This is a genomic window from Vibrio sp. MMG023, assembly GCF_021654215.1.
In the GTDB taxonomy this organism is placed as follows: domain Bacteria; phylum Pseudomonadota; class Gammaproteobacteria; order Enterobacterales; family Vibrionaceae; genus Vibrio; species Vibrio jasicida.
The window spans coordinates 388951-412649 of the sequence record NZ_JAKFZP010000006.1 but is presented as its reverse complement, the minus strand read 5'-3'; the positions used below and the strand labels follow the sequence as shown (position 1 = coordinate 412649).

At 47.0% G+C, this 23699-nt stretch carries 20 protein-coding genes; 7 read left to right on the top strand and 13 right to left on the bottom strand.

Annotated elements, in window-relative coordinates; all coding sequences use genetic code 11:
- Positions 1-5: 5 nt before the first annotated feature.
- Together L1076_RS20580 and L1076_RS20575 are read left to right on the top strand one after the other, a co-directional pair.
- Positions 6-497, top strand: a complete 492-nt coding sequence (locus L1076_RS20580; RefSeq protein WP_038870069.1) for a type II secretion system protein M — start codon at positions 6-8, stop codon at positions 495-497.
- A 1-nt stretch (position 498) separates the two neighbouring features.
- Entirely contained in the window at positions 499-1260 is a 762-nt protein-coding gene (locus L1076_RS20575; protein WP_237304379.1) for a type II secretion system protein N, read from the top strand.
- Between the two features lie 290 nt (positions 1261-1550).
- Here L1076_RS20575 and cysQ read toward each other — a convergent pair whose 3' ends face one another.
- The 4 genes from cysQ to L1076_RS20555 form a co-directional block, all read right to left on the bottom strand.
- Positions 1551-2378, bottom strand: coding sequence for a 3'(2'),5'-bisphosphate nucleotidase CysQ (gene cysQ, locus L1076_RS20570; protein ID WP_038870073.1), 828 nt, complete (start codon positions 2376-2378; stop codon positions 1551-1553).
- 44 nt (positions 2379-2422) lie between these two features.
- A complete protein-coding gene (nudE, locus tag L1076_RS20565) occupies positions 2423-2992 on the bottom strand; it encodes an ADP compounds hydrolase NudE (protein ID WP_038876989.1) in 570 nt (189 codons plus the stop codon).
- 190 nt (positions 2993-3182) lie between these two features.
- Complete coding sequence (nfuA, locus tag L1076_RS20560; RefSeq protein WP_038870077.1) at positions 3183-3767, bottom strand: Fe-S biogenesis protein NfuA; 585 nt, start codon at positions 3765-3767, stop codon at positions 3183-3185.
- A 97-nt stretch (positions 3768-3864) separates the two neighbouring features.
- A complete protein-coding gene (locus L1076_RS20555; RefSeq protein ID WP_054756335.1) occupies positions 3865-4590 on the bottom strand; it encodes an amidophosphoribosyltransferase in 726 nt (241 codons plus the stop codon).
- 84 nt (positions 4591-4674) lie between these two features.
- Between L1076_RS20555 and bioH the strand changes: the two genes are divergently transcribed.
- Positions 4675-5439: a pimeloyl-ACP methyl ester esterase BioH gene (bioH, locus tag L1076_RS20550; protein WP_054756368.1), complete on the top strand. Its 765-nt coding sequence runs from the start codon at positions 4675-4677 to the stop codon at positions 5437-5439.
- A gap of 135 nt (positions 5440-5574) precedes the next feature.
- The gene (locus L1076_RS20545; protein ID WP_005430182.1) at positions 5575-6039 is read left to right on the top strand and encodes a hypothetical protein; all 465 of its coding nucleotides are present in this window, start codon (positions 5575-5577) and stop codon (positions 6037-6039) included.
- Between the two features lie 124 nt (positions 6040-6163).
- On the opposite strand, the gene L1076_RS20540 is transcribed toward L1076_RS20545, so the two are convergent.
- On the bottom strand, positions 6164-8485 hold the full coding sequence (locus L1076_RS20540) for a Tex family protein (protein ID WP_237304378.1): 2322 nt from the start codon (positions 8483-8485) through the stop codon (positions 6164-6166).
- A 210-nt stretch (positions 8486-8695) separates the two neighbouring features.
- Between L1076_RS20540 and L1076_RS20535 the strand changes: the two genes are divergently transcribed.
- Positions 8696-10579 (top strand): RimK/LysX family protein, encoded by a 1884-nt coding sequence (locus L1076_RS20535; RefSeq protein ID WP_237304377.1) that lies wholly within the window; start codon positions 8696-8698, stop codon positions 10577-10579.
- Between the two features lie 72 nt (positions 10580-10651).
- Here the strand turns inward: L1076_RS20535 and greB are convergent, their stop codons facing one another.
- Complete coding sequence (gene greB / locus L1076_RS20530; RefSeq protein WP_039975906.1) at positions 10652-11137, bottom strand: transcription elongation factor GreB; 486 nt, start codon at positions 11135-11137, stop codon at positions 10652-10654.
- A gap of 214 nt (positions 11138-11351) precedes the next feature.
- On the opposite strand from greB, the gene ompR reads away from it, so the two are divergent.
- Entirely contained in the window at positions 11352-12071 is a 720-nt protein-coding gene (ompR, locus tag L1076_RS20525; RefSeq protein ID WP_038870089.1) for a two-component system response regulator OmpR, read from the top strand.
- A 124-nt stretch (positions 12072-12195) separates the two neighbouring features.
- Entirely contained in the window at positions 12196-13488 is a 1293-nt protein-coding gene (gene envZ, locus L1076_RS20520) for a two-component system sensor histidine kinase EnvZ (RefSeq protein ID WP_045409286.1), read from the top strand.
- Between the two features lie 77 nt (positions 13489-13565).
- On the opposite strand, the gene L1076_RS20515 is transcribed toward envZ, so the two are convergent.
- The 7 genes from L1076_RS20515 to gmk all read right to left on the bottom strand — a co-directional run bounded on the left by L1076_RS20515 (position 13566) and on the right by gmk (position 23678).
- On the bottom strand, positions 13566-14957 hold the full coding sequence (locus tag L1076_RS20515) for a uracil-xanthine permease family protein (RefSeq protein WP_039985618.1): 1392 nt from the start codon (positions 14955-14957) through the stop codon (positions 13566-13568).
- 252 nt (positions 14958-15209) lie between these two features.
- Complete coding sequence (locus tag L1076_RS20510) at positions 15210-17195, bottom strand: S9 family peptidase (protein ID WP_045409290.1); 1986 nt, start codon at positions 17193-17195, stop codon at positions 15210-15212.
- 233 nt (positions 17196-17428) lie between these two features.
- Positions 17429-19510, bottom strand: coding sequence for an ATP-dependent DNA helicase RecG (gene recG / locus L1076_RS20505; protein ID WP_039975903.1), 2082 nt, complete (start codon positions 19508-19510; stop codon positions 17429-17431).
- A 212-nt stretch (positions 19511-19722) separates the two neighbouring features.
- Positions 19723-20406, bottom strand: a complete 684-nt coding sequence (gene trmH, locus L1076_RS20500; protein ID WP_237304376.1) for a tRNA (guanosine(18)-2'-O)-methyltransferase TrmH — start codon at positions 20404-20406, stop codon at positions 19723-19725.
- Between the two features lie 52 nt (positions 20407-20458).
- Positions 20459-22579, bottom strand: coding sequence for a bifunctional GTP diphosphokinase/guanosine-3',5'-bis pyrophosphate 3'-pyrophosphohydrolase (gene spoT / locus L1076_RS20495; RefSeq protein ID WP_038870099.1), 2121 nt, complete (start codon positions 22577-22579; stop codon positions 20459-20461).
- Between the two features lie 39 nt (positions 22580-22618).
- Positions 22619-22891, bottom strand: coding sequence for a DNA-directed RNA polymerase subunit omega (gene rpoZ, locus L1076_RS20490; protein ID WP_005379346.1), 273 nt, complete (start codon positions 22889-22891; stop codon positions 22619-22621).
- A gap of 163 nt (positions 22892-23054) precedes the next feature.
- Entirely contained in the window at positions 23055-23678 is a 624-nt protein-coding gene (gene gmk, locus L1076_RS20485) for a guanylate kinase (RefSeq protein WP_038870100.1), read from the bottom strand.
- Between the last annotated feature and the right edge of the window lie 21 nt (positions 23679-23699).

Sequence of the window (23699 nt, the reverse complement as noted above, 5' to 3'; positions counted from 1 at the left end):
TGATGATGAAGAATTTAATCGCTCAGGCTCAAGCTTGGTGGAATAGCATCTCACAACGTGAGCAACGTTTGGTGATGGGTGGTGGTGTGATTGCCATTATCGGAATGATTTATTGGGGGCTACTACAGCCAATGAATCAACGAGCTGAACTCGCTCAGACTCGAATTCAGTCAGAAAAACAGTTGTTGAATTGGGTGCAAGACAAGGCTGATGATATTACTGCTCTACGCAAAAGTGGTGGAGTCAGCTTCTCTAATCAACCTCTGAACCAATTAGTTTCTTCTTCTGCTCGTCGTTACAAAGTGGAGCTGATTCGAGTTCAACCACGTAATGAAAGTGTTCAAGTTTGGATTAAGCCATTGGCATTTAACCAGATGGTGGATTGGCTGCGTTACCTAAAAGAACAACAAGGTATTGAGGTGGAATTTCTCGATATCGATCGTACAGACCAAGCAGGCATGATTGATGTGAACCGTCTGCAATTTAAGCGAGGTTAAGGTGAAGCGAGCAATACTTTACGTTGTTATATTCATAGCCTTTTTCTCCACAAGTTTGATTGTTGGATTGCCTGTTTCTTGGGTGCTTCAACAAGTACCGACGGTAAGAGGGTTAGAAATTCAAGATGCCCAAGGCTCTGTGTGGCAAGGCCGTGCTTCTAACATCAGCTGGCAGCGTCAAAATCTCGGTGAGGTAAATTGGGATTTCCAACTATCAAGCTTATTCACTGGTAAAGCGGAATTCGCCGTACGTTTTGGCCGTGGAAGTGATATGGACGTTCGTGGTCGTGGTTTGGTTGGCTATAGCCTAACTGGTGGTCCATACGCTGAAAATTTGGTTGCATCGATTCCGGCTGCCAAAGTAGTGGAGCAAGCGCGTATTCCTTTGCCAGTTGGCGTTGATGGTCAGCTTGAGCTCAATATCCGTCATGCGACTTACGCGGCACCTTGGTGTAAAACGGGTGAAGGTACATTAGTTTGGAATGCGAGTGGCATTCAAAGCCCGCTCGGTAGCCTTGAACTTGGCCCTGTGATTGCCGATCTGAACTGTAAAGACAGCGTACTATCGGCATCAGGTGAGCAAAAGAGCAAGCAAGTGTCCGCAGCGTTTTCTGCTGAGTTGATGCCAAATCAGCGCTACTCTACTAAAGCGTGGTTTAAACCTGGGGCGGAGTTCCCATCAGGGATGAGTGACCAACTGAAATGGTTGGGTAACCCGAACGCTCAAGGCCAATACGAGTTTGATTACAAAGGGCGTTTCTAGTCAGTTTTAGAAACCATCCCATTATTGAAGAGCTGCTAATGTGCAGCTCTTTTTGCTTTTAGATCATAGTAGGCCAAACCTGCTATTCGCTGTACAGGAAATTCAGTTGGTTATTTGCTGTTTGTCTAAGCTTCTGATTTTTAAGTAAATTACATGGGAGTGTACAGCTGGGTGAGTACTTAGATCATGGTAGGCTAAATACTCCTAACGCTGTACAAGAAGAAAAAAGAAAGGCCACGAAGTCGATTCGTGGCCTTTTTAAAAACTTAGCAATGCAGGTTGGATTAGGGTCAGTCTTTGCGCTGTAGAATCTCATCCCAAGGCAAATCCGCATCGCCCAGTACGATGAAGTTCGGATTTTCTAACGTCTCGCGCTCGTTGTAAGACAGCGGCTCAAGTTGCGTGCTGAGAATACGTCCGCCCGCTTCTTCAACAATACACTGCGTAGCCGCAGTATCCCACTCGCCAGTTGGACCTAGACGTAAGTAACAGTCCACAGCACCTTCAGCGACAAGGCATGCTTTAAGTGCGGCAGAGCCGAGTGGAATTAAATCGTAGTTCCAAGCACTGCTCATACGACTGGTAATGCGGTTGATGTCTTGGCGACGACTGATTGCGATTGCGATGTTTTGTCCCGGTTGTTCATGTTTGTGGGTATGAATTTTCACACTCTCTGACATGTCTGGGATCTTCCATGCACCTTTGCCATTGTAAGCATAGTAAGTTACGCCAGAAACTGGACCGTAAACTACTCCCATGGTTGGCTTGTTGTTGTCGATCAGAGCAATGATGGTCGCGAAGTCACCACTGCGTGCGATGAATTCTTGTGTACCATCAAGAGGGTCAACTAACCAGTAACGTTCCCACTGTGCGCGTTGTTCTAAGCTAATGTCCGCTGCTTCCTCTGAAAGCACGGGGATATCAGGTGTCAGCTCGCTTAGGCGTTCTGTAATTAGCTTATGTGCTGCAATGTCGGCACTGGTGACCGGTGTCTCATCACTTTTGATGTAGGCTTCGTACTGCTTTTTTTCGTAGATATCTAAAATCAATTGTCCTGCACTACGCGCGATCTCGATGACTTGCGGGAGCAGGTGAGATAAATCTTTTGTCATTGGCATAAGTAATGGTCCTTTCTCACAATTATGGCTCGGCTCTTTGACCGTTATTGGTTTTGGTTGTGAGTGGTGTTTTGTAAGTGTTTTAGTGCCAACATCAACGCCGTGATGCTTCTTGCTTCACAAAAATCCAAGTGCGTTAATAATTCTTCGGCTTGAGCAAGTGGCCAGCGAACAATTTCTAATGGCTCTGGCTCATCACCTTCTTGTTTTTCTGGGTAAAGACTTTGTCCTAAGAACAAGGTCATCTTGCTGGAGAAATAAGAAGGAGCAAGGATGACTTGTTTGAGTGGTGTTAGCGCGTTAGAGCCAAAACCAATTTCTTCTTTAAGCTCACGATTTGCCGCTTGATGCGGAGTCTCCCCTGGGTCAATCAAACCTTTCGGAAAGCCGAGCTCGTAGCGTTCTGTGCCTGCTGCGTATTCGCGTACGAGCAGTAAGTCGCCTTGCTCCGTAACAGGAACAACCATTACAGCATCGCGCCCACTTGGTTTCATACGCTCGTAGGTACGCAACTCACCATTAGAGAAGCGAAGGTCTAGGGCTTCCACTGCAAACAGTTTAGATTGTGCGACCGTCTGACAAGAGAGTATCTCTGGTGGGGTCCTTTTCGACATAACGCCGGCTCCTATGTGTCGTTGACTCTTTAAAGCTAATGAGGTTTCTTAATATATGAGAAGAAGGCTCGAGTTTCTAGCGTGATGATTCAGCTTCGTTCGATTGAAAACAAAAATGGGAAGCAAACGCCTCCCATTTTTCGTCAATGTACACTTTTACTGGCTCTCAAAGCCGAGTTCTTTTGAACGTTTAGTAGTAAGAGTGATCACCACGGTCATGTTCTGTTGCGTCGCGAACCGCTGTCAATTCACCAATGAATTGGTTCAGTAGTTCTTTCTCGATGCCTTCTTTTAGTGTCACATCAACCATTGAACAGCCGTTACAGCCGCCACCGAATGCAACGATAGCGATACCGTCGTCAGTGATCTCAACAAGGTTTACGTGACCACCATGACCTGCTAGCTGAGGGTTCACTTGAGTTTGGATTACGTACTCTACACGCTCTACTAGAGGTGCGTCGTCAGACACTTTGCGCATTTTAGCGTTAGGTGCTTTTAGCGTCAGTTGAGAACCCATTTTGTCTGTTACGAAATCGATTTCAGCATCTTCCAGGAAAGGTAGGCTTAGCTCGTCAACGAAAGCAGAGAAACCGCTGTAAGGGATTTCGGTGTCAGTGCCTTCAATGGCTTCTGGTGGGCAGTAAGACACGCCACACTCTGCGTTTTGTGTTCCTGGGTTTACAACGAAAACTCGAATGTTAGTACCTTCAGGTTGTTGGCCTAAAAGGTTGGCGAAATGCGTTTGCGCAGTTTCTGTAATAGTAATATTTGACACGACGAATACCTGAGTAAATTTGTAGGCTATTGCTGCTATTCTACTCCTGTTACCGCCTTGGTCTAGTCTTTTTGATACTAAGGCATTGCCAAGCGATCTAGCCTGAACCAGGGGCAGGAGTTCTGCAGATGCAGTAAATATCGATGCTTTCTACGCCAACTTCAAGTAGTAAATGACATAATTGTCGGACGGTACTGCCTGTTGTGACAACATCGTCCACGATAGCAATGTGGGAAAAGTTTACCTCACCGTGTAGGGCAAATGCTGCTTTCAAATTTTGCTCGCGACCGGCTTTTTTATTTCCACGTTGAGATTGTGCGCTTTTGACGCGTTTAAAAACGCGATTGCGATAGTTGCTATTCAAGTGGTGCGCTAAATGTGTCGCCAAGACATGACTCTGATTAAATCCTCGCTTTAAGTAACGTTGCCAATGCAAAGGGACACTAGTAATGATAGGAGCAGGATGCTCGATTCGTTCCGCTAACAATTGAGTTAGGGCGGTAACATGCCAAGATTCACCATTATCCTTAAAACGTTGTACTTGATGAGAAAGGGGGAAATCATAATCTCCCAACGTATACAAACGTTGCCAAGGCGGTGGCTCTTTCAGGCACTCGCCGCACTCCGTTGAGGTTTGTGACGCCTCCTCTGTCATCTTTAAACCACAGCGAGTGCACCGTTTGATGGGTGTAAGGTGTTCAAAACAATGGTCGCACCAACGCATTGGGTTTGGTTTCTGTTCAACGGAAATCGGAAATCGACACAAACCGCATTGATTGCCAAGTACACGGTGCATGATGTTTTGCCATTGATCAGATAACATACAATCCATCCAAGGTGAGCGAGTCATCAGATTAAAGCTTGGAATGTCTAGTAAGGAATAAGATAAGTGGGAGAGAACGAGAACATGAGCACGAATTTACACTGGCAGTCGTTTGGTCAAGGACCAGATTTAGTGTTGCTTCATGGATGGGGCATGAATGGTGCGGTATGGCAGCAGACGGTCGAGTCTCTTCAACCTTATTTCCGAGTGCATGTGGTCGATCTTCCGGGGTACGGACACAGCGCAGAATCTCACGCCGAAGACTTAGCAAAAATCGCTGACCTTGTTCTGCAAGACGCGCCAGAAAAAGCAGTGTGGCTTGGCTGGTCACTAGGTGGCTTGGTGGCAACCCACATTGCACTTAATGCACCGCAGCGTGTGAGCAAGTTAATCACGGTAGCAAGTTCACCAAAATTTTCTGCTGAACGTCCTTGGCGTGGCATTCAACCTAACGTATTGACCGCATTCACCGATCAATTGCTGGAAGACTTCTCGGTCACGATTGAGCGCTTTATGGCGCTGCAAGCGATGGGCAGCCCGTCTGCGCGCAAAGACGTAAAACAACTCAAGCAAGCCGTACTATCACGTCCACAACCAAACCCTGATTCATTGTTGGTTGGTTTGAACATTCTTGCCGATGTGGATTTGCGCGATGCTTTGGCTTCCCTTTCTATGCCGATGCTACGCCTTTATGGTCGACTTGATGGTTTAGTGCCAATCAAAGTGGCAAGTGACTTGAGTGAACAGTTGCCAAGTTCTCAGCAGTTTGTTTTCAACCAATCTTCCCACGCGCCGTTCATAACCGAACATGAAGCGTTTTGTCTCCAAGTGCGAGAATTTGCCGCTTAATTAGCGAGTCTACAAATCTAAGCGAATAAAACCCTAAAGCTGTTTAAAAATTGGTCGATATAAGTTTTAGTAAACTCTTCTTGTAGGAGGAGTTTGCTGTATTGACGAGTTGGGCGACTCTGAGGAGGGTTCGCAATGATTGTGTCACCGGCTAACGTAAGCGTGCCACTGATCGCCCCATCCGTTAATGTGCAGACGGAACAAGCTGCTCGTGACAATAAAGTCCGAGAACCTGTCACGCCAACAGTCGCACTGGCAAAAACCAATGCGGAGCGCAAAGTAAAAAGTGATGAGAAGCGGCGACGCCAATCCTCGTGGGACCCATCGGAGCATCCAGATTACGAAGTAGAACCCGAGGTGGATACCCGTTATCACGAAGAACCTGAAGACACGCTAGAGCGTCTCTTCGGTTTGCTTGCGCTCAAGAGTTACAGCGAAGATCAGGGTAAGGGCTACGCGATACGCTTTCGATTACCTAAGCGCATTTTGGATGCTGCGGTCAAAGAGGGATTGATGGAAAAGCGCAGGAAGGTGATTAAGTTTCATTATGGTCACTCGGTCGCGCCCCATACACCGTCAGAAGTGATAGCAGTATTATGACGACTCAATATCCTACTCAAACAAAAACGCTCCAAGCAGATTCACTGATTGGAGCGTTTTCTTTTTAGTTGTTAAAACTCGTTAGTGGTGAAGTCTCGTTATTAGTAGTGAAGCCTAGGCGAGATTACTTTTTCGCTTTAGCAAACGCTGCGGCAAAAGCACCGCCCATCGCGTTGTTAGATGACGAGTCATCACGGCGAGGTTGACGACGCTGCGGTTGGTCATTACGGCGCGGCGCTGCTGATGAGCGTTGGCTACGGTTGTCTTGACCCGGTTCGTCGTTCATACGCATTGAGAGACCAATACGCTTACGCTGCACGTCCACTTCCATTACTTTGACTTTGACTATGTCGCCAGCTTTCACCACTTCACGTGGATCAGACACAAAGCGATCTGTCAGTGCAGAAATGTGTACGAGACCGTCTTGGTGAACGCCGATATCAACAAAGGCACCGAAGTTGGCTACGTTAGACACCACGCCTTCTAGAATCATGCCCGGTTCCAAGTCAGAAACTGAGTTTACACCTTCTGCAAACGTCGCCGTTTTGAATTCTGGACGTGGGTCGCGACCCGGCTTATCGAGCTCTTTGATGATGTCTGTAATGGTTGGCACACCGAAGTTATCGTCAGTGTAATCGACTGCATGCAGACCTTTTAAGAAGCTTGAATCACCAATCAGTGCTTTGATGTCTTTGTTGTTCTTTTCAGAAATCGCTTTTACCACTGGGTACGCTTCTGGGTGAACTGCAGATGCATCAAGTGGGTTCTTACCATCCATGATTCGTAGGAAGCCAGCACACTGTTCGAATGCCTTAGGACCCAAGCGAGGCACTTTCTTCAAGGTCGTGCGAGCTTCGAAACGACCGTTTTCATCACGGAAGTCGACAATGTTCTGCGCGATGGTGCTCGACAAGCCTGCTACGCGTGTCAGTAGTGCTGCAGAGGCGGTATTCACATCAACACCCACCGCGTTTACACAGTCTTCCACGATCGCATCTAGGCGTTTTGCCAGCATAGATTGGCTAACGTCGTGCTGGTACTGACCCACACCGATCGACTTAGGATCAATTTTCACTAGCTCAGCCAGTGGGTCTTGCAGACGACGAGCAATCGACACCGCACCGCGCAGAGACACGTCCATATTCGGAAATTCTTTCGCTGCAAGCTCAGACGCAGAGTAAACTGATGCACCCGCTTCACTCACGATAATTTTCTGAACTTTCAGGTTGCCACGTTTGATGACGTCTGCGACAAAACTGTCGGTTTCACGTGAAGCCGTGCCGTTGCCGATAGCGATCAAATCCACGTTGTACTTGCGCACCAACTGATCAACGACTTGCGCTGATTTGTCGTATTGCTTTTGTGGTGGGTGAGGGTAGATGGTTTCGGTTGCAAGCACCTTACCAGTCGGATCGACGATAGCGATTTTAGAGCCTGTACGCAGGCCAGGATCGAGACCAAGTGTTGCACGAGGACCTGCCGGTGCTGCCATCAATAAGTCTTTTAGGTTGGTGGCAAATACTTCAATCGCTTCGATTTCTGCGCGCTCTTTCATTGCGCCCATTAGCTCGGTTTCCATGTGCATCGATACTTTGATGCGCCATGCCCAGCTAATTACTTGCTTACGCCACGTATCCGCAGGTGCGCTGCTAAGCGTAACGCCGTAGTGGTCAGCGATAATTGTTTCGCAGTAAGACTGGCGAGCGCCTTCTTCCTGTTCTGGATCGGCATTCATGGCCAATGTCAGGAAGCCTTCGTTACGACCACGTAGCATCGCCAGTGCGCGGTGCGATGGTACTTTGCTTAATGGCTCGTTGTGGTTGAAGTAATCTTTGAACTTCTCACCTTCTTGCTCTTTGCCTTCTACGACACGAGCACCCATTTCCGCATTGCGGTTTAGGTGACTACGGATTTTCTCCAGTAGGTTTGCGTCTTCCGCGATGCGCTCCATGATGATTGCGCGAGCGCCATCCAGTGCGGCTTTGGTGTCTGCCACGCCTTTGTCTGCATCAAGGTATTTGCTTGCTTCGCTTTCTGGCTCAGTTTGCGGATGATTCCAAAGCTGGTCTGCGAGCGGCTCAAGACCGGCTTCAATCGCGATCTGACCTTTGGTGCGACGCTTTGGTTTGTAAGGTAGATACAAGTCTTCAAGACGAGTCTTGCTGTCTGCCTGAGTGATTTCTTGTTCTAGCTCTGGCGTAAGTTTGCCTTGCTCTTGGATCGATTTCAGGATGGTTTGACGGCGGTCATCCAGCTCACGAAGGTAAGACAGACGGCTGTCTAGAGTACGCAGTTGGGTGTCATCAAGGCCGCCCGTCACCTCTTTACGGTAACGTGCAATAAATGGGACCGTGTTACCGTCATCGATAAGGGTTACAGCAGCGTTGACTTGCTCAGGGCGAACATTCAGCTCTTGAGCAATCATGCGACAGATAGCTTGGCTCATCCGTGTATTCTCTTTAATTCTGTTTGGGTATTGGTTGTGTATAGAACATTGGGGCCATTCATGGAATTTGCAATGTTTTAAACTAGTAACGCAAAAATTTACCGAGCGCTGGTGGACATCAGTCAGATTTGTGTCAAAACTGTAATTAAATTGAGAACTTATACATTTGGTTATCGACTAACCCCTGTACCTTAGCTCACACGGAAAACAATGATGAAGAAAATGTCTTTGGCTCTGGCGCTCTCAGGTGCCTTATTAGCGGCACCGCTCGCGTGGTCACAATCTCTCTCTGCAACAACCCAAGATCCAATCTATCAACTTGATGACAAACTGGTTTTAGGTCGTGTAGAAAGTGTTTACTACAGCGACATTCCTGAGCTAAGCGATGTGCCATTTATCGGTAAGATTGATACTGGTGCTGATACCACGTCAATGCACGCTGAAAACATCCACGTGAGCAGTAGCAACCCTGAATACAAAAGTCTGAAAGACGATAAATTGATGTGGGCGATCATCGATGACCTTGGGGGGACGAAAGCCAAGTGGGATTCAGACAGCTTCAAACCTTACCAAGTGACCGTGAGCTTTACGATTCATCATCCGTACACAGGTAAAGAAATTAAGATCACCGATGATCTTGAACGCATCAGTGCGATCCGTAGCCGTACCAGTGAAAAACCAATTTTGCGCCCGACGGTAAAAATGCCGATGACCATTGCAGGGCATACTGTGGACACCGTGGTGAACCTAACCAAGCGTACTCAATTCTCAGCGCCGATTTTGATTGGTAAAACTTACCTTGATAACAATGCGTGGGTGTTTGCTGGCTACGATTATCTTCAAGAGCAACCTAAAGCCCAGATGATTGGTAAAAAAGAAACGGTTGAAGTCGAAGGTGTGCCATACAAAATTAGCATCTCAACCACCAGTCGTTACACCAATGTGCATGCTTTGAATATCAAAGTAGACGAGAAGAAAAAACAGGTTTCGTTCACCTTAGAAGGTGAAAACGGTAAACGTCATCCAATGACTCTGCCATTAGTGCGTGTGCTGAAAACAAGTAAAAGCGAGCGCCCTTTGGTTTATTTACCTGTCAAAGTGAGCGAAACCGAGACTCAGCAATGGTTGGTGTACCTACGTGACCGCAGTGGTTTCAGTTCGCAAATTCGCTTGGGTAAGGATGTTGCAAGCCAGCACTTTGTGATTGATACCGATAAAGAAAATCTTCTCGGCGGGGTTGAGAAGTCGTTTAAGAGTGCATTGAAATCGAAACCGCTGGTTATCTCGCCAGAGGAATCCGTCAATATTGATGGCTACGTCTTGTCTGCGTATCCCACTTTTGCGGTGAAGACACCACTGATGCGTGTGGATGGTTTTGAATTGACCGAAAAAGACAAGAAAGAAGTCGTGACCTTCTATCTCCCGAATGCAGAAGGCAAAGAAGAGAAAATCACTAAACGCGTACTGAAGAAGCTTAAAGTCGGTGATTCGGTTCGCCCAGTTGTTGAGGGGGAATTCCTGTTTGGTGATGAAGAGAAGACCATCGACTTCGCGATTGATGTTTTAGAGAAAGACGACCAAGAGCAGCCGTTCTTTGTGTTTGGTCACAACATGGCTAAAGGCGGAGTGCTGCTGAATACACGCGCTGACCACTTACTTGATGCGCGTCCACTGTTTAAAGCGGGTCACATTGAAGTGGCAGAAGTAGAAGGCATGTCTTTCCCTGTGAAATTGGACACAGGCGCGGATGTGAGCTCAATTAATGCCAAGAACATCAAACAGTTCAAGAAAGATGGCAAAGACATGGTGAGCTTCACTTACGAGAACGATAGCGGTATGAAGAAAGAGTTTACCAAGCCAGTTGTCGACGTGATGCGCATTAAAGCCAAGAAAGGTGAGAAAGCCAACGTACGTCCTGTAGTAGAAATGCACGTCAAGCTTGGCGAACTAGAGAAGAAGATTCGCGTTAACTTGCAAGACCGTAGCCGCTTCCATTACAGCATGATTCTGGGTAAGAACTTCTTGAAGCACGGTGCGATCGTTGCCAGCGATACCAACTACATTGTGACCGAGAAGCCTGACTACGAAGAGTAACCTTCAAGGTTGATATTCAAAACGCAAAAGCCGCACTAAAGAGTGCGGCTTTCTTTTTATCGGGTCACTCAATCAGTTTTCTTCGGATTGGTAGCGAATACTATTGATAAACCATTCTTTGTAGCCTTCCGGCGTTCTCACTGCGAATTCGTCATCGACTTCTTTTTTTAGGAGCGCACGCGCCATTGGGGAATCAATCGAGATATAGCCTTTTGCATCACCATAGATTTCATCGGGACCAACGATGCGGAAACTCTTCACATCGCCCGCCTCATTCTCAATTTCCACCCAAGCACCAAAGAACACTTTGCCTTCTTGCTGAGGTGAGTAATCCACCACTTTGACTTGCTCTAGACGCTTGCGTAAGTATCTGACGCGGCGGTCAATTTCACGCAAGCGTTTTTTGTTGTACTGATAATCTGCGTTTTCGCTTCGGTCGCCTAAGCTTGCTGCCCAAGTTACCTTTTTGGTGACTTCTGGGCGATCTTCTCTCCAAAGAAAGTCGAGTTCTGTTTTTAGGCGATTGTAGCCTTCACGGGTAATTAAATTGGTTTTCATTAGAAGTAAATCAGCCGTTATTGGATTCTGTTGATCATAGTAGCCTTGATTTTGTCTGACTGTAAATTGTTGTGAAGGGAAGAAAAACAAGGTGAAACATGGGAATAATCCATCAAAATCGTGGCTAAGATAAAAAGAGTAACAATTTGCACAAGCACGTTTGAAAAAACAGTGATACATTTTTGACTATAGATGCCTCTGAAAGGATGTTTCAATGCAGGAAAATCATAAAATATTAGTGGTTGATGACGATGCTCGTTTGCGTGCTCTTTTGGAGCGTTACCTTTCTGAGCAAGGTTTTCAGGTGAGAAGTGTCGCTAACGGCGAGCAGATGGATCGTCTTCTGACCCGTGAAAACTTCCACCTTATGGTGCTGGATTTAATGTTGCCGGGCGAAGATGGCTTATCGATTTGTCGTCGTTTACGTCATGCCAACAACATGCTACCTATCCTAATGCTGACGGCGAAAGGCGATGAAGTTGATCGTATCGTTGGTCTAGAAGTGGGAGCAGACGATTACTTACCAAAACCGTTTAACCCGCGTGAACTGCTGGCTCGAATTAAAGCAGTACTTCGCCGCCAAACGGTTGAACTACCGGGTGCGCCAAGCACGGAAGAGAAAGTCGTTGAGTTTGGTGACTTCCGTCTGAACCTAGGAACGCGCGAAATGTTCCGTGGTGAAGAGGCGATGCCACTGACTTCAGGTGAGTTTGCGGTGCTGAAAGCACTTGTGACCAACGCTCGTGAGCCGATGTCACGTGATAAGCTGATGAACATGGCCCGTGGTCGTGAATACTCGGCAATGGAGCGTTCTATCGACGTTCAAATTTCGCGTCTACGCCGCATGCTTGAGGATGATCCAAGCAAGCCGCGCTACATCCAAACGGTGTGGGGTTTAGGCTACGTGTTCGTTCCAGACGGTAAAGAAGCGTAATCCGCTATAAAAGGTTTGCCGATACTCGGCAGCTCATATTCCACCCTCAAACCTCCTTCCTGTTTGAGGGCTGGAAACTCGCAATTAATGTTGTTCACTAGGAACAGTCCATTAGGGATCCTCCATGCGAATCCGAAGTTCATTTACACAATCCATTTTACTGTTCATTTCTTTGCTTCTCGCTAGCCAAGTCTTTTCTTACTACGCCGTTTTTAATTACGCGTTGATGCCAAGTTTGCAACAGTTCAACAAAATTCTCGCTCATGAATTGAATTTGGTTCTTGATGAAGATGGTTTACTCAAGTCTGATGCACCTCTGCGTCACCAATTGCTAGAAAATCTTGGAGTAACAGTACATAGCGTTGATAGCGAGATGATGAATGAGTTCAATCATGCGATGTCGATTGACTTGATGTCAGAAGAAATGTCGCAAGAGCTTGGCTCACCAACGGAAGTTCGTTTGCTACTTGGCAGTGAGAGCTACATTCTGTGGATGCGCATCGATCAGTTGCCGAACTCCATCATTCGTATTCCGCTCTCTGAACTGCAAGAAGAAGATTTTGCTCCGCTGTTCCGTAACAGCTTGATCATGGCGCTTCTTATCATTGCTGGTGGCTGGTTGTTTATCCGTTTGCAAAACCGACCTTTGATTGCGTTAGAAAAAGCCGCGAAAGGAGTAGGTCGAGGTGAAATTCCGCCGCCATTGCCAGAGAAAGGTGCTTCAGAAATCCGCTCTGTAACTCGCGCATTCAACCAGATGTCGAAAGGTATTCAAGAGCTGGAAGAAGATCGTGCGCTACTAATGGCAGGCATTAGTCACGACTTACGCACGCCACTGACGCGTATTCGCCTCGCGACAGAAATGATGTCACCTGAAGACAGTTACTTAGCCGAAGGCATCATCAGTGATACCGAAGAGTGTAACGAGATCATCAGTCAGTTTATGGACTACCTCAAGCCAGTAAATAAAGAGTCGTTTGAGCCGGTGGACATCAATACCATTACCAGCGATGTAGCAACGTCGGAAGGGGGTTATGAAGTCGAAATCGAAACTGACCTCAACCCTACTATGCCAACCGCTAAGGGTAGCCCCATCGCAATTAAACGTGCGGTGAGTAACCTTGTGGTTAATGCTCTGCGTTATGGTAATGGCTGGGTGAAAATCAGTACGGGCGTCACCGCCGACAAACAGTTGGTGTGGGTTTGCGTTGAAGACAATGGTCCGGGCATCGAGCAATCGCAAATCGCACGCTTGTTTGAACCTTTTACTCGTGGTGACACGGCACGAGGCAGTGAAGGGACCGGATTGGGCCTAGCCATTGTTAAACGTATCGTCAGCCAACACTCTGGTTCGGTTGTGGTGCGTAACCGCAGTGAAGGCGGGTTAAGCGCACAAATCAGTTTCCCAACCAAGTAAGCTTTCTTGCTCAATCGATTCCAATAAAAAAGCCCAACCTATGACTAGGTTGGGCTCCCCGATCATCCTAGGCAAGGTTAGGATTCTTTTACCTCTTGAGCAACCAGCTCATCTTCCTCTTCCAATTTCTCAGGAAGCAGTAGGTTCAATACGATAGCGGTGATGCCGCCTGCCGCCACGCCTGTTGAGAAAATACTCTTAATGAACTCCGGCATGAATTGCAGAATTTCTGGTTTTTGCGCAATGCCCAAACCCATTGAGAATGACAGTGCCATAATTAGGATTGCGCGGCGATCGAGGTCGACACGAGAGATAATGCGCACGCCCGCTGCGGCAATGGTGCCGAACATCACGATGGTTGCGCCGCCCAGTACTGGCTCAGGAATCAGCTGAACAAAGCTTGCCACACCCGGGAACAGACCCAGAATCACCAGCATGCCTGAGATGAAGTAACCTACGTAACGGCTTGCTACGCCAGTGAGCATTATGATGCCGTTGTTTTGGCTAAAGGTAGAGTTCGGGAAGCTGTTGAATACTGCTGCAATCGCTGAGTTCAGGCCGTCAGCTAATACGCCGCCTTTGATGCGCTTCATATAAACCGGGCCTTTCACTGGCTCTCCAGAAACTTCAGACGTTGCGGTAATGTCACCAATCGCTTCTAGTGCCGTAATGAAGAAAATCAGAACCAATGGAATAAACAGCGACCAGTCGAAGCTTAAGCCGTATTGCATTGGGATCGGCAGTGCGATGAGGTCAGTTTCGCCCAGTGTTGAGGTGTCGACCATGCCCATGAAGTACGCCATGACGTAGCCAACCAACATTGCAATTACAATTGATGCAACGCGTAGGTATGGGTTCTTTGAACGGTTAAGAATTACGATTAGGCCAAGTACTGTACCAGCGAGAGCTAGTTTATCTAGGCTACCGAAAGAGCCATCGCTCATCGCCGCGTAGCCACCACCCATTGATACTAAGCCCACTTGGATAAGCGTCAGGCCGATAAGCGTCACGACAATGCCAGACACCAATGGCGTAATGATGCGGCGTGCGTGTTCTAGGACGCGAGATAGCAGGATTTCAGCAAAAGAAGCTACCAAGATAGTACCGAAGATCGCTGCCATCATAGTGCTGAGATCTGCGCCACCTGCTTTAAGAGAAAGACCTGCACCAATGATTGGACCTAAGAAGTTAAAGCTGGTGCCTTGCACTGAAAGCAAGCCTGAGCCGATAGGGCCAAAGGTACGAATTTGAATAAAGGAAGACACGCCAGATGCAAACAGCGACATGCTGATGATGGTGTTGGTTTGGTCAGCAGGCACACCCAAAGACTGACAAATGATCAGAGAAGGGGTGATAACGGCTACGAACATCGCCAATAAGTGCTGAAGTGCAGCAAAAATGGTCTGCGGTAGTGGTGGACGATCGTTTAACTGATAGACCAGTTCCGAAGTTCGGTTTGAAGTTGTCATTTTTGTCTCGCTAGTCGCAATAATTCTTGCCCCAGAGCTCGCTGAATGGGAGTGCTGGGTGGAGTTGACGTTATGACCTGTGATTGCTGTTAATCAGTGTCAACTCAGGTTGGTTTGATGTGACAAGGTGCACACCATAAATTTTGAGCGCGATTATAGAGGGATTTATTCAAAAAGCAAACGTTTGCTTTGAGCTAAAAAGAAAAGGCGATAACAGAATGGTTATCGCCTTTAAGGTTTTATTTTGGGAGGTTAGTTTTTTAAGTGCTTATCGAAGAAGCCCAACACATGAGCGTAATATTTAGCTCGGTGTTCATCTTTGTAAAAGCCGTGTCCTTCATCGTCTAACACAAAAGATTCGTATGGGTAGTTGAGCTTGTCGAGTGCTTTAGCCATTGCCTCATAATGTTCAATAGGTGCACGTTGATCTTTTCCCCCATGCACGAGAAGGATAGAAGCTTTCAACTTGTCTGCATTATGAGTTGGAGACATGGCTTTCCAGACTTTAGGGTCGGTTCCCAGTACTTCTTTCAAAAAGCTTAACCCCATGCGGCTATCGGGCACATCACCTTCGGTGAACATCAACTCAAGGTCATAAACACCGGCACTGCCCACGGCGCACTGAAACAACTCAGGTGCAAGGGTAGCTGATTGCAATGCACTGTATCCGCCAAAGCTTCCGCCAGAAATACAGATGCGTTCTTTATCTGCAATGCCTTCTGCGACAATGTGTTTGGTGGCGTCGATGATGTCATATTGAATGTTCGTTCCCCATTTACGATAGCCAGCCTCTTCAAACTGCTTACCGAAACCACCACTGCCACGGAAGTTTACTTGCATCACAGCATAGCCATTGTTAGCGAGAAACTGATTCTCCTCGGTAAAACGCCACCAATCTCGTGGACCATGAGGACCGCCATGCGGATTGACGATAAGAGGGAGATTTTTTGCTTCAGTATTTGGTGGCAATGTCAGATAACCAGAGATGATTTGCCCGTCTCGACTGGTGAACTCAAAAGGCTTCACTTCGGCCATTTTCTCTGGGTCTAACCACTCTCGTGCCGAGAACAGATAACGGATTTCTTTTGGCTCTGTGGTAAATAAGTAGTAATCCCCAGGATTTCTATCGTTAAAGGCCATGATGACGTAAGCGTCACCAGCTTCTGTCTCACTGACTAGGCGAACTTGATGACCAGGCAGAGAAGTGAGGATTTGCTTTAAGTATTCGCTGCGTTTGTTTTTTGGATCAACAAAGGCATAAGTAGGGTAATCACTTTCAAACTCGACCGCGTAAAGTTGCTTTGAGTCTGGATCTAACCAATATTCCTTCGGATCGACGGTATCATCCGAAGCAACTTTTGTACTTTTACCGGTTTTTAAGTTGAGGTGATGGATTGCTCTTGGCTCACCTGACTGACTTATCGCGGCATAAACGGAATCTTGATTCTCTGCAAAAGAGATGGGATAGAACTCTTCGAAGTTTTTTAAAGCCGCCAATTTATCGGAGCTTTTCCATTGGTCGTTGACGCGATAATAAAGCTCGACTTTGTTATTGCTATTCAAGCCTGAAACAAAGCGAACTTCACCATCATGGTCGGTGAGAAACCGACTAAACGGGATGGGTGCTGTCGTTATCTTTGAGCGCCTACCGGTGTATACGTTGACGCGGTACACCTCTCTTGGCGCTTCTAAGTTGAAACTGTATTCACCGAGAGGAAGAGCAGAAACTAAGATATGGCGGTCGTCGTCAGGCAGAATATCTAGGACATCACCGTAAGCCCTTACGATAGAGGATGCTCGCACTAGACGGCTAGTTTGAGGAGGGTTATAACCAAATATATAAGCGTATTTGTTTCCATCCACATTGGCCGAGACGAGTTCACCATAGTAAAGAGGAGTAGTAGACCAACTCTTTAAATATTCTTTGGATGCGACAACACGTTCATTATTGACCCAGTAATAATCACCCACTTGCTCGTTACCTGAGAAGCGCAGCACACTGCTCGGCTGCATGGTTTTACTGTCGAGTATAACCAAAGCATCTTTACCATCGATACTGGACTCAAAGGCTAAATGCTTTCCATCTGGTGATATTTTGGGATTAAAGTAAGCCGAACTTTTGGCAAAAAGCTCAGCCGACTGAAGAATCGCGCTCTGTTTATCTTGCGCTACTATGGGGGCGGAGTGTACAGAGCCAACTAATGCTGCTGTGACCGCAAGCAAGGTACGTTTTTTCATGCATCTATCCTTGATGACATTGTGTATTTATGATGTTTTTATATCCGGTTGGATCATTAACTTTATGTAGCGTTTGCTTGCTCTAACTTGTCGTAATTATTGAATAAAGTCGACTTGGTTTTTATTAAATGAGAGATTCATTGGCGGAATGAATGTATGTAAGGTCAACCTTACAGAACAGTGTCTGTAAGGAGGTTTATTAATGGAGTGAGGGTAGGTGAGAAAAGAAGCGCTTACGCCTTAGAATAAATGTCACGCTCGCCTAACCAACGGTCAATAATTGCGGTCGCATTCGTTGGGTAGTTGTCATGAATGTAACGTGCAATGCGTTGAACTTCTGGAATTAAGCGCTGATCTCGCACTAAGTCGGCAATTTTAAAATCTGCCAAGCCAGTTTGTTTGGTACCAAGAAGCTCACCCGGTCCACGAATCTCTAAGTCTTTCTGTGCAATCACAAAGCCGTCATTGCTTTCACGTAATACGCCTAAACGTTTTTGGGCGGTTTTTGATAGTGGCGAGTGATACAGCAACACACAATGGCTCGCCACTGAACCTCGACCAACACGACCTCTAAGCTGGTGCAACTGAGCTAAACCCAAGCGCTCTGGGTTCTCGATGATCATCAGGCTGGAATTGGGCACGTCCACGCCAACTTCAATCACTGTCGTTGCAACCAGTAAATGCAGCTTGTTGTCTTTGAAATCCTGCATCACCGCTTGCTTCTCAGCAGGCTTCATTCGTCCGTGCACGAGACCAATTTTTACGTCAGGCAGTTTACGTTGCAGCTCTTCAGCGGTATCAGCGGCAGCTTGAGCTTCCAAGACTTCAGATTCATCAATTAAGGTACATACCCAATACGCTTGTTTACCTTCGTTTAAGCAAGCATTGCGCACTCGTTCGACGATATCATCGCGTTTGGTGTCTGGAATCGCGACGGTCTGGATTGGTGTTCGACCTGGCGGTAGCTCATTAATCACCGACGTTTCTAAGTCGGCATAAGCAGTCATGGCTAATGTTCGCGGAATCGGCGTTGCTGTCATGATTAGCTGATGTGGATAAGCGCCTTGTTTCGCGCCTTTCTCTCGCAGTTCTAAGCGCTGGTGGACACCAAAGCGGTGCTGTTCATCAATAATGACCAAAGAAAGATGATGAAACTCAACATGCTCTTGGAAAAGAGCATGAGTGCCCACTACCATTTTCGCTTCACCGCTGGCAATGCGCGCCAATTCGGCTTCTTTGGCTTTACCTTTCAATTTACCCGCAAGCCAACCGACCTGAATGCCCATTTTCTCGAACCAATTAGCGAAGTTAATCGCGTGCTGTTCGGCGAGCAGTTCGGTGGGTGCCATTAAAGCGACTTGATAGCCGTGTTCAATGGCTCTGACGGCAGCAAGCGCTGCAACTAAAGTTTTCCCCGAGCCTACGTCACCTTGAACAAGGCGCATCATTGGGTGGTTTTTTTCTAAGTCAGCTTCAATTTCTTTAACGACTCGTGCTTGAGCATTGGTCGGCGAGAAGGGTAATTGAGCCAGTAGTTGCTTTTTCAGCGAGTCACACGACGGCAAAGGCAATGCAACGTCCTGTTGTCCTTTGCTGCGCACTGCCAACATAGAGAGGTTCTGCGCCAGTAACTCTTCCATGATCAAACGAATTTGAGCTGGGTGTTTACCTTCATCAAACTCATCCAAATTAATGGTTGGAGGCGGTCGATGAATCGTATGCAGCGCTTGCGACATGGTGATCTGGTGATCGTACAAACCGGAAGGTAGCAACTCTTGTACTGCGGCTTTATCTAGGAGTGATAAGGCTTGTTCCGTCAGGTTACGCAAAGTGATTTGGCGCAACCCATCGGTGGTTGGATAAACGGGGGTTAAGCTCTGTTCCACATCCGGTTTTTGTTCACTTACATAAAACTTGTAGTCAGGGTGGACAATTTCTAAGCCCATACCGCCACGCTTAATTTCACCGTAAGCGTGTACTAACTTACCGTTCGAGAAATTGTTCTTCATCGCGGCAGTAAAGTTAAAAAAGCGTAGGGTAATGGTGCCATTGCCGTCGCTGATTTTTACCGTCAGCATTTTGCGTTTGCCGAAAGTAGTATCGACAGCCATGACTTTGCCCTGTACCGCCGCCCAAAGTCCGGCATGCAGTTTGGCGATTGGGTAAATGCGAGTGCGATCTTCGTAACGAAGAGGAAGATGAAACAGTAGATCTTGAACGCTATGCAAGCCAACTTTGGCGAGTTTTTCTGCGACTTTAGCGCCAACTCCAGACAGAGAAGTTAAAGGAACAGCAGATAACATTTGGGCAGACATAGTGGGCTCAAGAAAATAGTTAACATAGCAGTATGTTAACCACTAAGCTGTGTTTTTGTACAGGATTAAGTTAGAGAAAGGGATATGGGAACGCTTACGCTCCGAGATTCGAGAACGCGGAAACAAACTTAACCAGTGAGGCGAGAAAGAGCCATATCGATTGACGATATGAGGTTATCCCGAAGCGAAGCGTTCTCGCCTCTCGAGTCTATTTATTTCTTCTGCATCTCTTTCCACCATGATTCGTCAGCCACAATTTGGCCTTCGTCATCAAGTTGTGGGTATTCTAGCCCTTTGCGCTTCGCTACCTTTGCTAAGACGGGATGCCCACGTTCGAACAAAATGCGGTTGATGGTTTCTTTTGGTAGAGCGCTCTCTTCACGTTTGTACATGCCAGCGGCTTCACGCTGACGCTGCGCTTCATAAAGAATCACAGCACTGGCGACTGAGACATTCAGAGACTGCACCATACCGATCATTGGAATAATGATATCTTGGTCTGCGAGTTTCTTCGCTTGCTCTGAAGCGCCGATTTTTTCGCTACCCAGAATAATTGCCGTTGGCTTGGTGTAGTCGATTTCACGAAAATCGACCGCGGTGTCCGAAAGGTTCGTGACCAAAACCTGCATGCCTTGCGCTTTGAGCTCGGTAATCGCGGTTTCAATCGAATTGTGAGTATCTACTTCTACCCAGTTACGTGCGCCTGCTGAGGTGTGAGTGAGGGTACGCATTTTGTCTGGCCAAATCGCATGAACTTTGTGTAAGCCTGTTGCGTCAGCAGTACGGATCACAGCGGATACGTTGTTTGGCTTATGAACTTCTTCAAGGCACAGAGTGAGGTCGGTTTGGCGTGCTTTTAGCACCTGATGAATGCGGTTGTAACGTTCTAAATTCATAATTAATAGGGATATAAAAAATCGCCACCCAGTGATTGGATGGCGATGAAGTTTAGTTCTTTCTTCGTCTGACTCGAGTCGCCTGTGGCATGGTCTTAATTTTACGCATGATGCCAGCAAGGTGAACACGATCTTTGGTGGTTAGCAGTACGGTAACGGTGTACAAGCGACCGTCGCGCTCTTCGGTCGAGAGACCGTGAATGTTCGAACCGGTTTTCGAAATCACATTGGTCAATTCCGCTAACGCACCTTGGTTGTTAAGCATATCGACTTTCAGTTCAGCGATGAATTCTTTGTCGTACTCTTCAGACCAAGCAACAGCCATGTATTTGTCTGGTTCTTTTTGATAACCGCGTACGTTTGGACACGTTTCACGGTGTACCACAAGACCACGACCTGGCGATACGTGAGCGATAATGTGGTCATCTGGGATAGGGTGACAACAATTTGCGAAAGTCAGTAGCAGGCCTTCAGCCCCACGGATTGGCAGTTTCTTTTTAGATTCGTTTGGAATCGAACTTGTTGTGGTCAACTCATCGGTGTCACCTAGTAGGCGACGAGCGATGACGATACTCATCAATTCACCCAAACCAATTGCTGCAAGCAGATCATCAACGCTTTCTAAACGTAGATCCGTGAGCACTTCTTGGATGTTTTCTGGGTAGATTGAGTCAATCGAGTGGCGACCCAAGGCGTGATTCAGAAGGCGACGACCCAAGGTAATCGACTCTTCGCGACGCATGGTTTTCAATACTTGACGAATCTTAGTGCGGGCACGCGATGTCACGACATAGTTTAACCAAGCCGCGTTTGGACGAGCGCCTGGTGCACTGATGATTTCTACCGTCTGACCGTTCTTCAGTGCCTTACTCAATGGGTAAGGGTTGCGATCAACACGAGTACCAACGCAAGAGTTGCCAACATCAGTATGCACTGCATAAGCAAAGTCGACCGCTGTAGCACCTAACGGCAATTCAACGATCCGACCTTTTGGCGTGAAGACGTAAATTTCGTCTGGGAACAGATCCGATTTTACGTTTTCAATGAATTCGAATGAGTTACCTGCACTTTGCTGTAGCTCAAGTAGGCTTTGCATCCAACGCTGAGCTTTCACTTGCGCTGTTGTGCCAGACTTGTCGCCCTTGTCTTTGTATGACCAGTGTGCTGCAACACCTTTATCCGCCATTTGATCCATATCTTCGGTACGGATCTGAACTTCTACTGGTACACCGTGTGGGCCGACCATAGAAGTGTGTAGCGATTGGTAGCCGTTCGCTTTTGGTACTGCGATGTAATCTTTCATGCGACTAGGGCGTGGCTTATACAAGCTGTGTACTTGGCCTAGGACGCGATAACAAGTATCGGCAGTATCAACAACCACTCGGAAAGCGTAGATATCCATGATGGTGTGGAAACGCTGTTCTTTGGTTTTCATCTTGTTGTAGATGGAGAACAGGTTCTTTTCACGACCTAACACGCGCGCATTTAAGCCTACATCTTCGAGTCGGCCTTCAATTTCGCTGTGAATACGTTGGATCATCTCTTTTCGATTACCACGTGCCGCTCGCACCACTTCTTTTAGAACGCGGTAGCGGTTAGGGTAAAGCGCTTCGAAGCCAAGCTCCTCGAGTTCCGTTTTGATATTGTGAATACCAAGTCGGTGAGCCAGCGGCGCGTAGATTTCCAGTGTTTCACGAGCAATACGGCGTTTTTTGTCAGGGCGCAGGGCACCTAGCGTGCGCATATTGTGCGTACGGTCGGCCAGTTTGATCAGGATAACGCGGATGTCTTGCACCATCGCCAGAACCATCTTACGGAAGTTCTCGGCTTGAGCCTCTTTCCTATCGCGGAATTTGAGTTTGTCCAGTTTAGATACACCATCAACCAGCTCAGCGACGGTATTGCCGAATTTCTCTTCGAGATCTTCTTTTGTAACGTCACAGTCTTCGATGACGTCATGCAGCAAAGCAGCTTGGAGGGTTTCGATATCGAGGCGCATTTCGGCCAAGATTCGAGCCACAGCGACTGGGTGGATGATGTATGGTTCACCGCTTGAGCGGGTTTGCCCTTCATGGGCATCTCTTGCTACCACATAAGATTGACGCAGAGCCTCAATTTGAGGCTCTGTTAGGTATTCTTGGGCAACGTCTTTGAGGCTATCGAATAGATACAAATTATAGGCCCGGGAGGTTGTTGAATTCTAAAGTCAGAATTAACGGTTGTGAGCGATGCTGCTTACTGCCGCTAGCTCTGCCGCTTCTTGCTCTTGCTGTTCTTGACGTTCACGAGCGTCTAGAACTTCTTTAGTAATTAAACCTTCTTCGATTTCGCGTAGAGCGATAACCGTTGGCTTATCGTTCTCTTCTGGCACTAGTGCATCTTTACCGCCAGTTTGCATTTGACGAGCGCGGCGAGCCGCAATCAGTACTAGGTCGAAACGGTTGCCAACTTTTTCAACAGCGTCTTGAACAGTTACGCGTGCCATGAGGACTCCAAATAGTTAACTAAATTTTGAATGACGAGAAAGTATACAGTCTCAGCGTAATATTTACTAGCGATAAGACGTGCAACAACAATGACTTTCTATATAAACAATATAAGCTTCCTTACCGTAATAAAGAAGCGAAAATTTGTGTTTCCGAACAGAATTACTCTGCTAGAAGCGCATCAAGCATACCTTTATATTTAGCAGCTTGCTTTTCTTCCTTCAATCTTTCCGCACGTAGAATGGCTTTAAAGTCCATTAATGCAGTGTCGAAATCATCGTTTACGATTACGTAATCGTACTCGTTGTAGTGTGAGATTTCAGACTTTGCTTCTGCCATGCGTTTTGCGATTACTTCTTCACTGTCTTGACCACGAGTGTTTAGACGGCGCTCTAGCTCACCATTTGATGGTGGCAGGATAAAGATGCTTTTCGCTTCTGGCATTTGCTCACGGATTTGGCGTGCGCCTTGCCAATCGATGTCTAGGAATACGTCGATGCCTTTATTTAGCGTTTCTTCAATCCATACGCGTGATGTGCCGTAGTAGTTACCGAACACTTCTGCATATTCTAGGAAGTCGCCTTTAGCAATTAGAGTTTCAAACTCTTCTTTTGCTACGAAGTGGTAGTGCGTACCATTTTCTTCGCCAGGGCGCATGCTACGAGTAGTATGAGACACAGACACTTTCATTGCGTATGTTGGGTTGCGTTCCAACATTGCTGAGATCAAGCTAGATTTACCTGCGCCGCTAGGTGCCGATACGATATAGAGAGTACCTTTGCCCATTGTACTGTTCCACTTTTGGTT

Excerpts from the sequence above, each read along its gene's own strand:
- L1076_RS20580 (WP_038870069.1), top strand. The coding sequence starts at position 6 with ATGAAGAATTTAATCGCTCAGGCTCAAGCTTGGTGGAATAGCATCTCA.
- cysQ (WP_038870073.1), bottom strand. The coding sequence starts at position 2,378 with ATGCCAATGACAAAAGATTTATCTCACCTGCTCCCGCAAGTCATCGAG.
- nudE (WP_038876989.1), bottom strand. The coding sequence starts at position 2,992 with ATGTCGAAAAGGACCCCACCAGAGATACTCTCTTGTCAGACGGTCGCA.
- L1076_RS20555 (WP_054756335.1), bottom strand. The coding sequence starts at position 4,590 with ATGTTATCTGATCAATGGCAAAACATCATGCACCGTGTACTTGGCAAT.
- bioH (WP_054756368.1), top strand. The coding sequence starts at position 4,675 with ATGAGCACGAATTTACACTGGCAGTCGTTTGGTCAAGGACCAGATTTA.
- L1076_RS20545 (WP_005430182.1), top strand. The coding sequence starts at position 5,575 with ATGATTGTGTCACCGGCTAACGTAAGCGTGCCACTGATCGCCCCATCC.
- L1076_RS20540 (WP_237304378.1), bottom strand. The coding sequence starts at position 8,485 with ATGAGCCAAGCTATCTGTCGCATGATTGCTCAAGAGCTGAATGTTCGC.
- L1076_RS20535 (WP_237304377.1), top strand. The coding sequence starts at position 8,696 with ATGATGAAGAAAATGTCTTTGGCTCTGGCGCTCTCAGGTGCCTTATTA.
- greB (WP_039975906.1), bottom strand. The coding sequence starts at position 11,137 with ATGAAAACCAATTTAATTACCCGTGAAGGCTACAATCGCCTAAAAACA.
- ompR (WP_038870089.1), top strand. The coding sequence starts at position 11,352 with ATGCAGGAAAATCATAAAATATTAGTGGTTGATGACGATGCTCGTTTG.
- envZ (WP_045409286.1), top strand. The coding sequence starts at position 12,196 with ATGCGAATCCGAAGTTCATTTACACAATCCATTTTACTGTTCATTTCT.
- L1076_RS20515 (WP_039985618.1), bottom strand. The coding sequence starts at position 14,957 with ATGACAACTTCAAACCGAACTTCGGAACTGGTCTATCAGTTAAACGAT.
- L1076_RS20510 (WP_045409290.1), bottom strand. The coding sequence starts at position 17,195 with ATGAAAAAACGTACCTTGCTTGCGGTCACAGCAGCATTAGTTGGCTCT.
- recG (WP_039975903.1), bottom strand. The coding sequence starts at position 19,510 with ATGTCTGCCCAAATGTTATCTGCTGTTCCTTTAACTTCTCTGTCTGGA.
- trmH (WP_237304376.1), bottom strand. The coding sequence starts at position 20,406 with ATGAATTTAGAACGTTACAACCGCATTCATCAGGTGCTAAAAGCACGC.
- rpoZ (WP_005379346.1), bottom strand. The coding sequence starts at position 22,891 with ATGGCACGCGTAACTGTTCAAGACGCTGTTGAAAAAGTTGGCAACCGT.
- gmk (WP_038870100.1), bottom strand. The coding sequence starts at position 23,678 with ATGGGCAAAGGTACTCTCTATATCGTATCGGCACCTAGCGGCGCAGGT.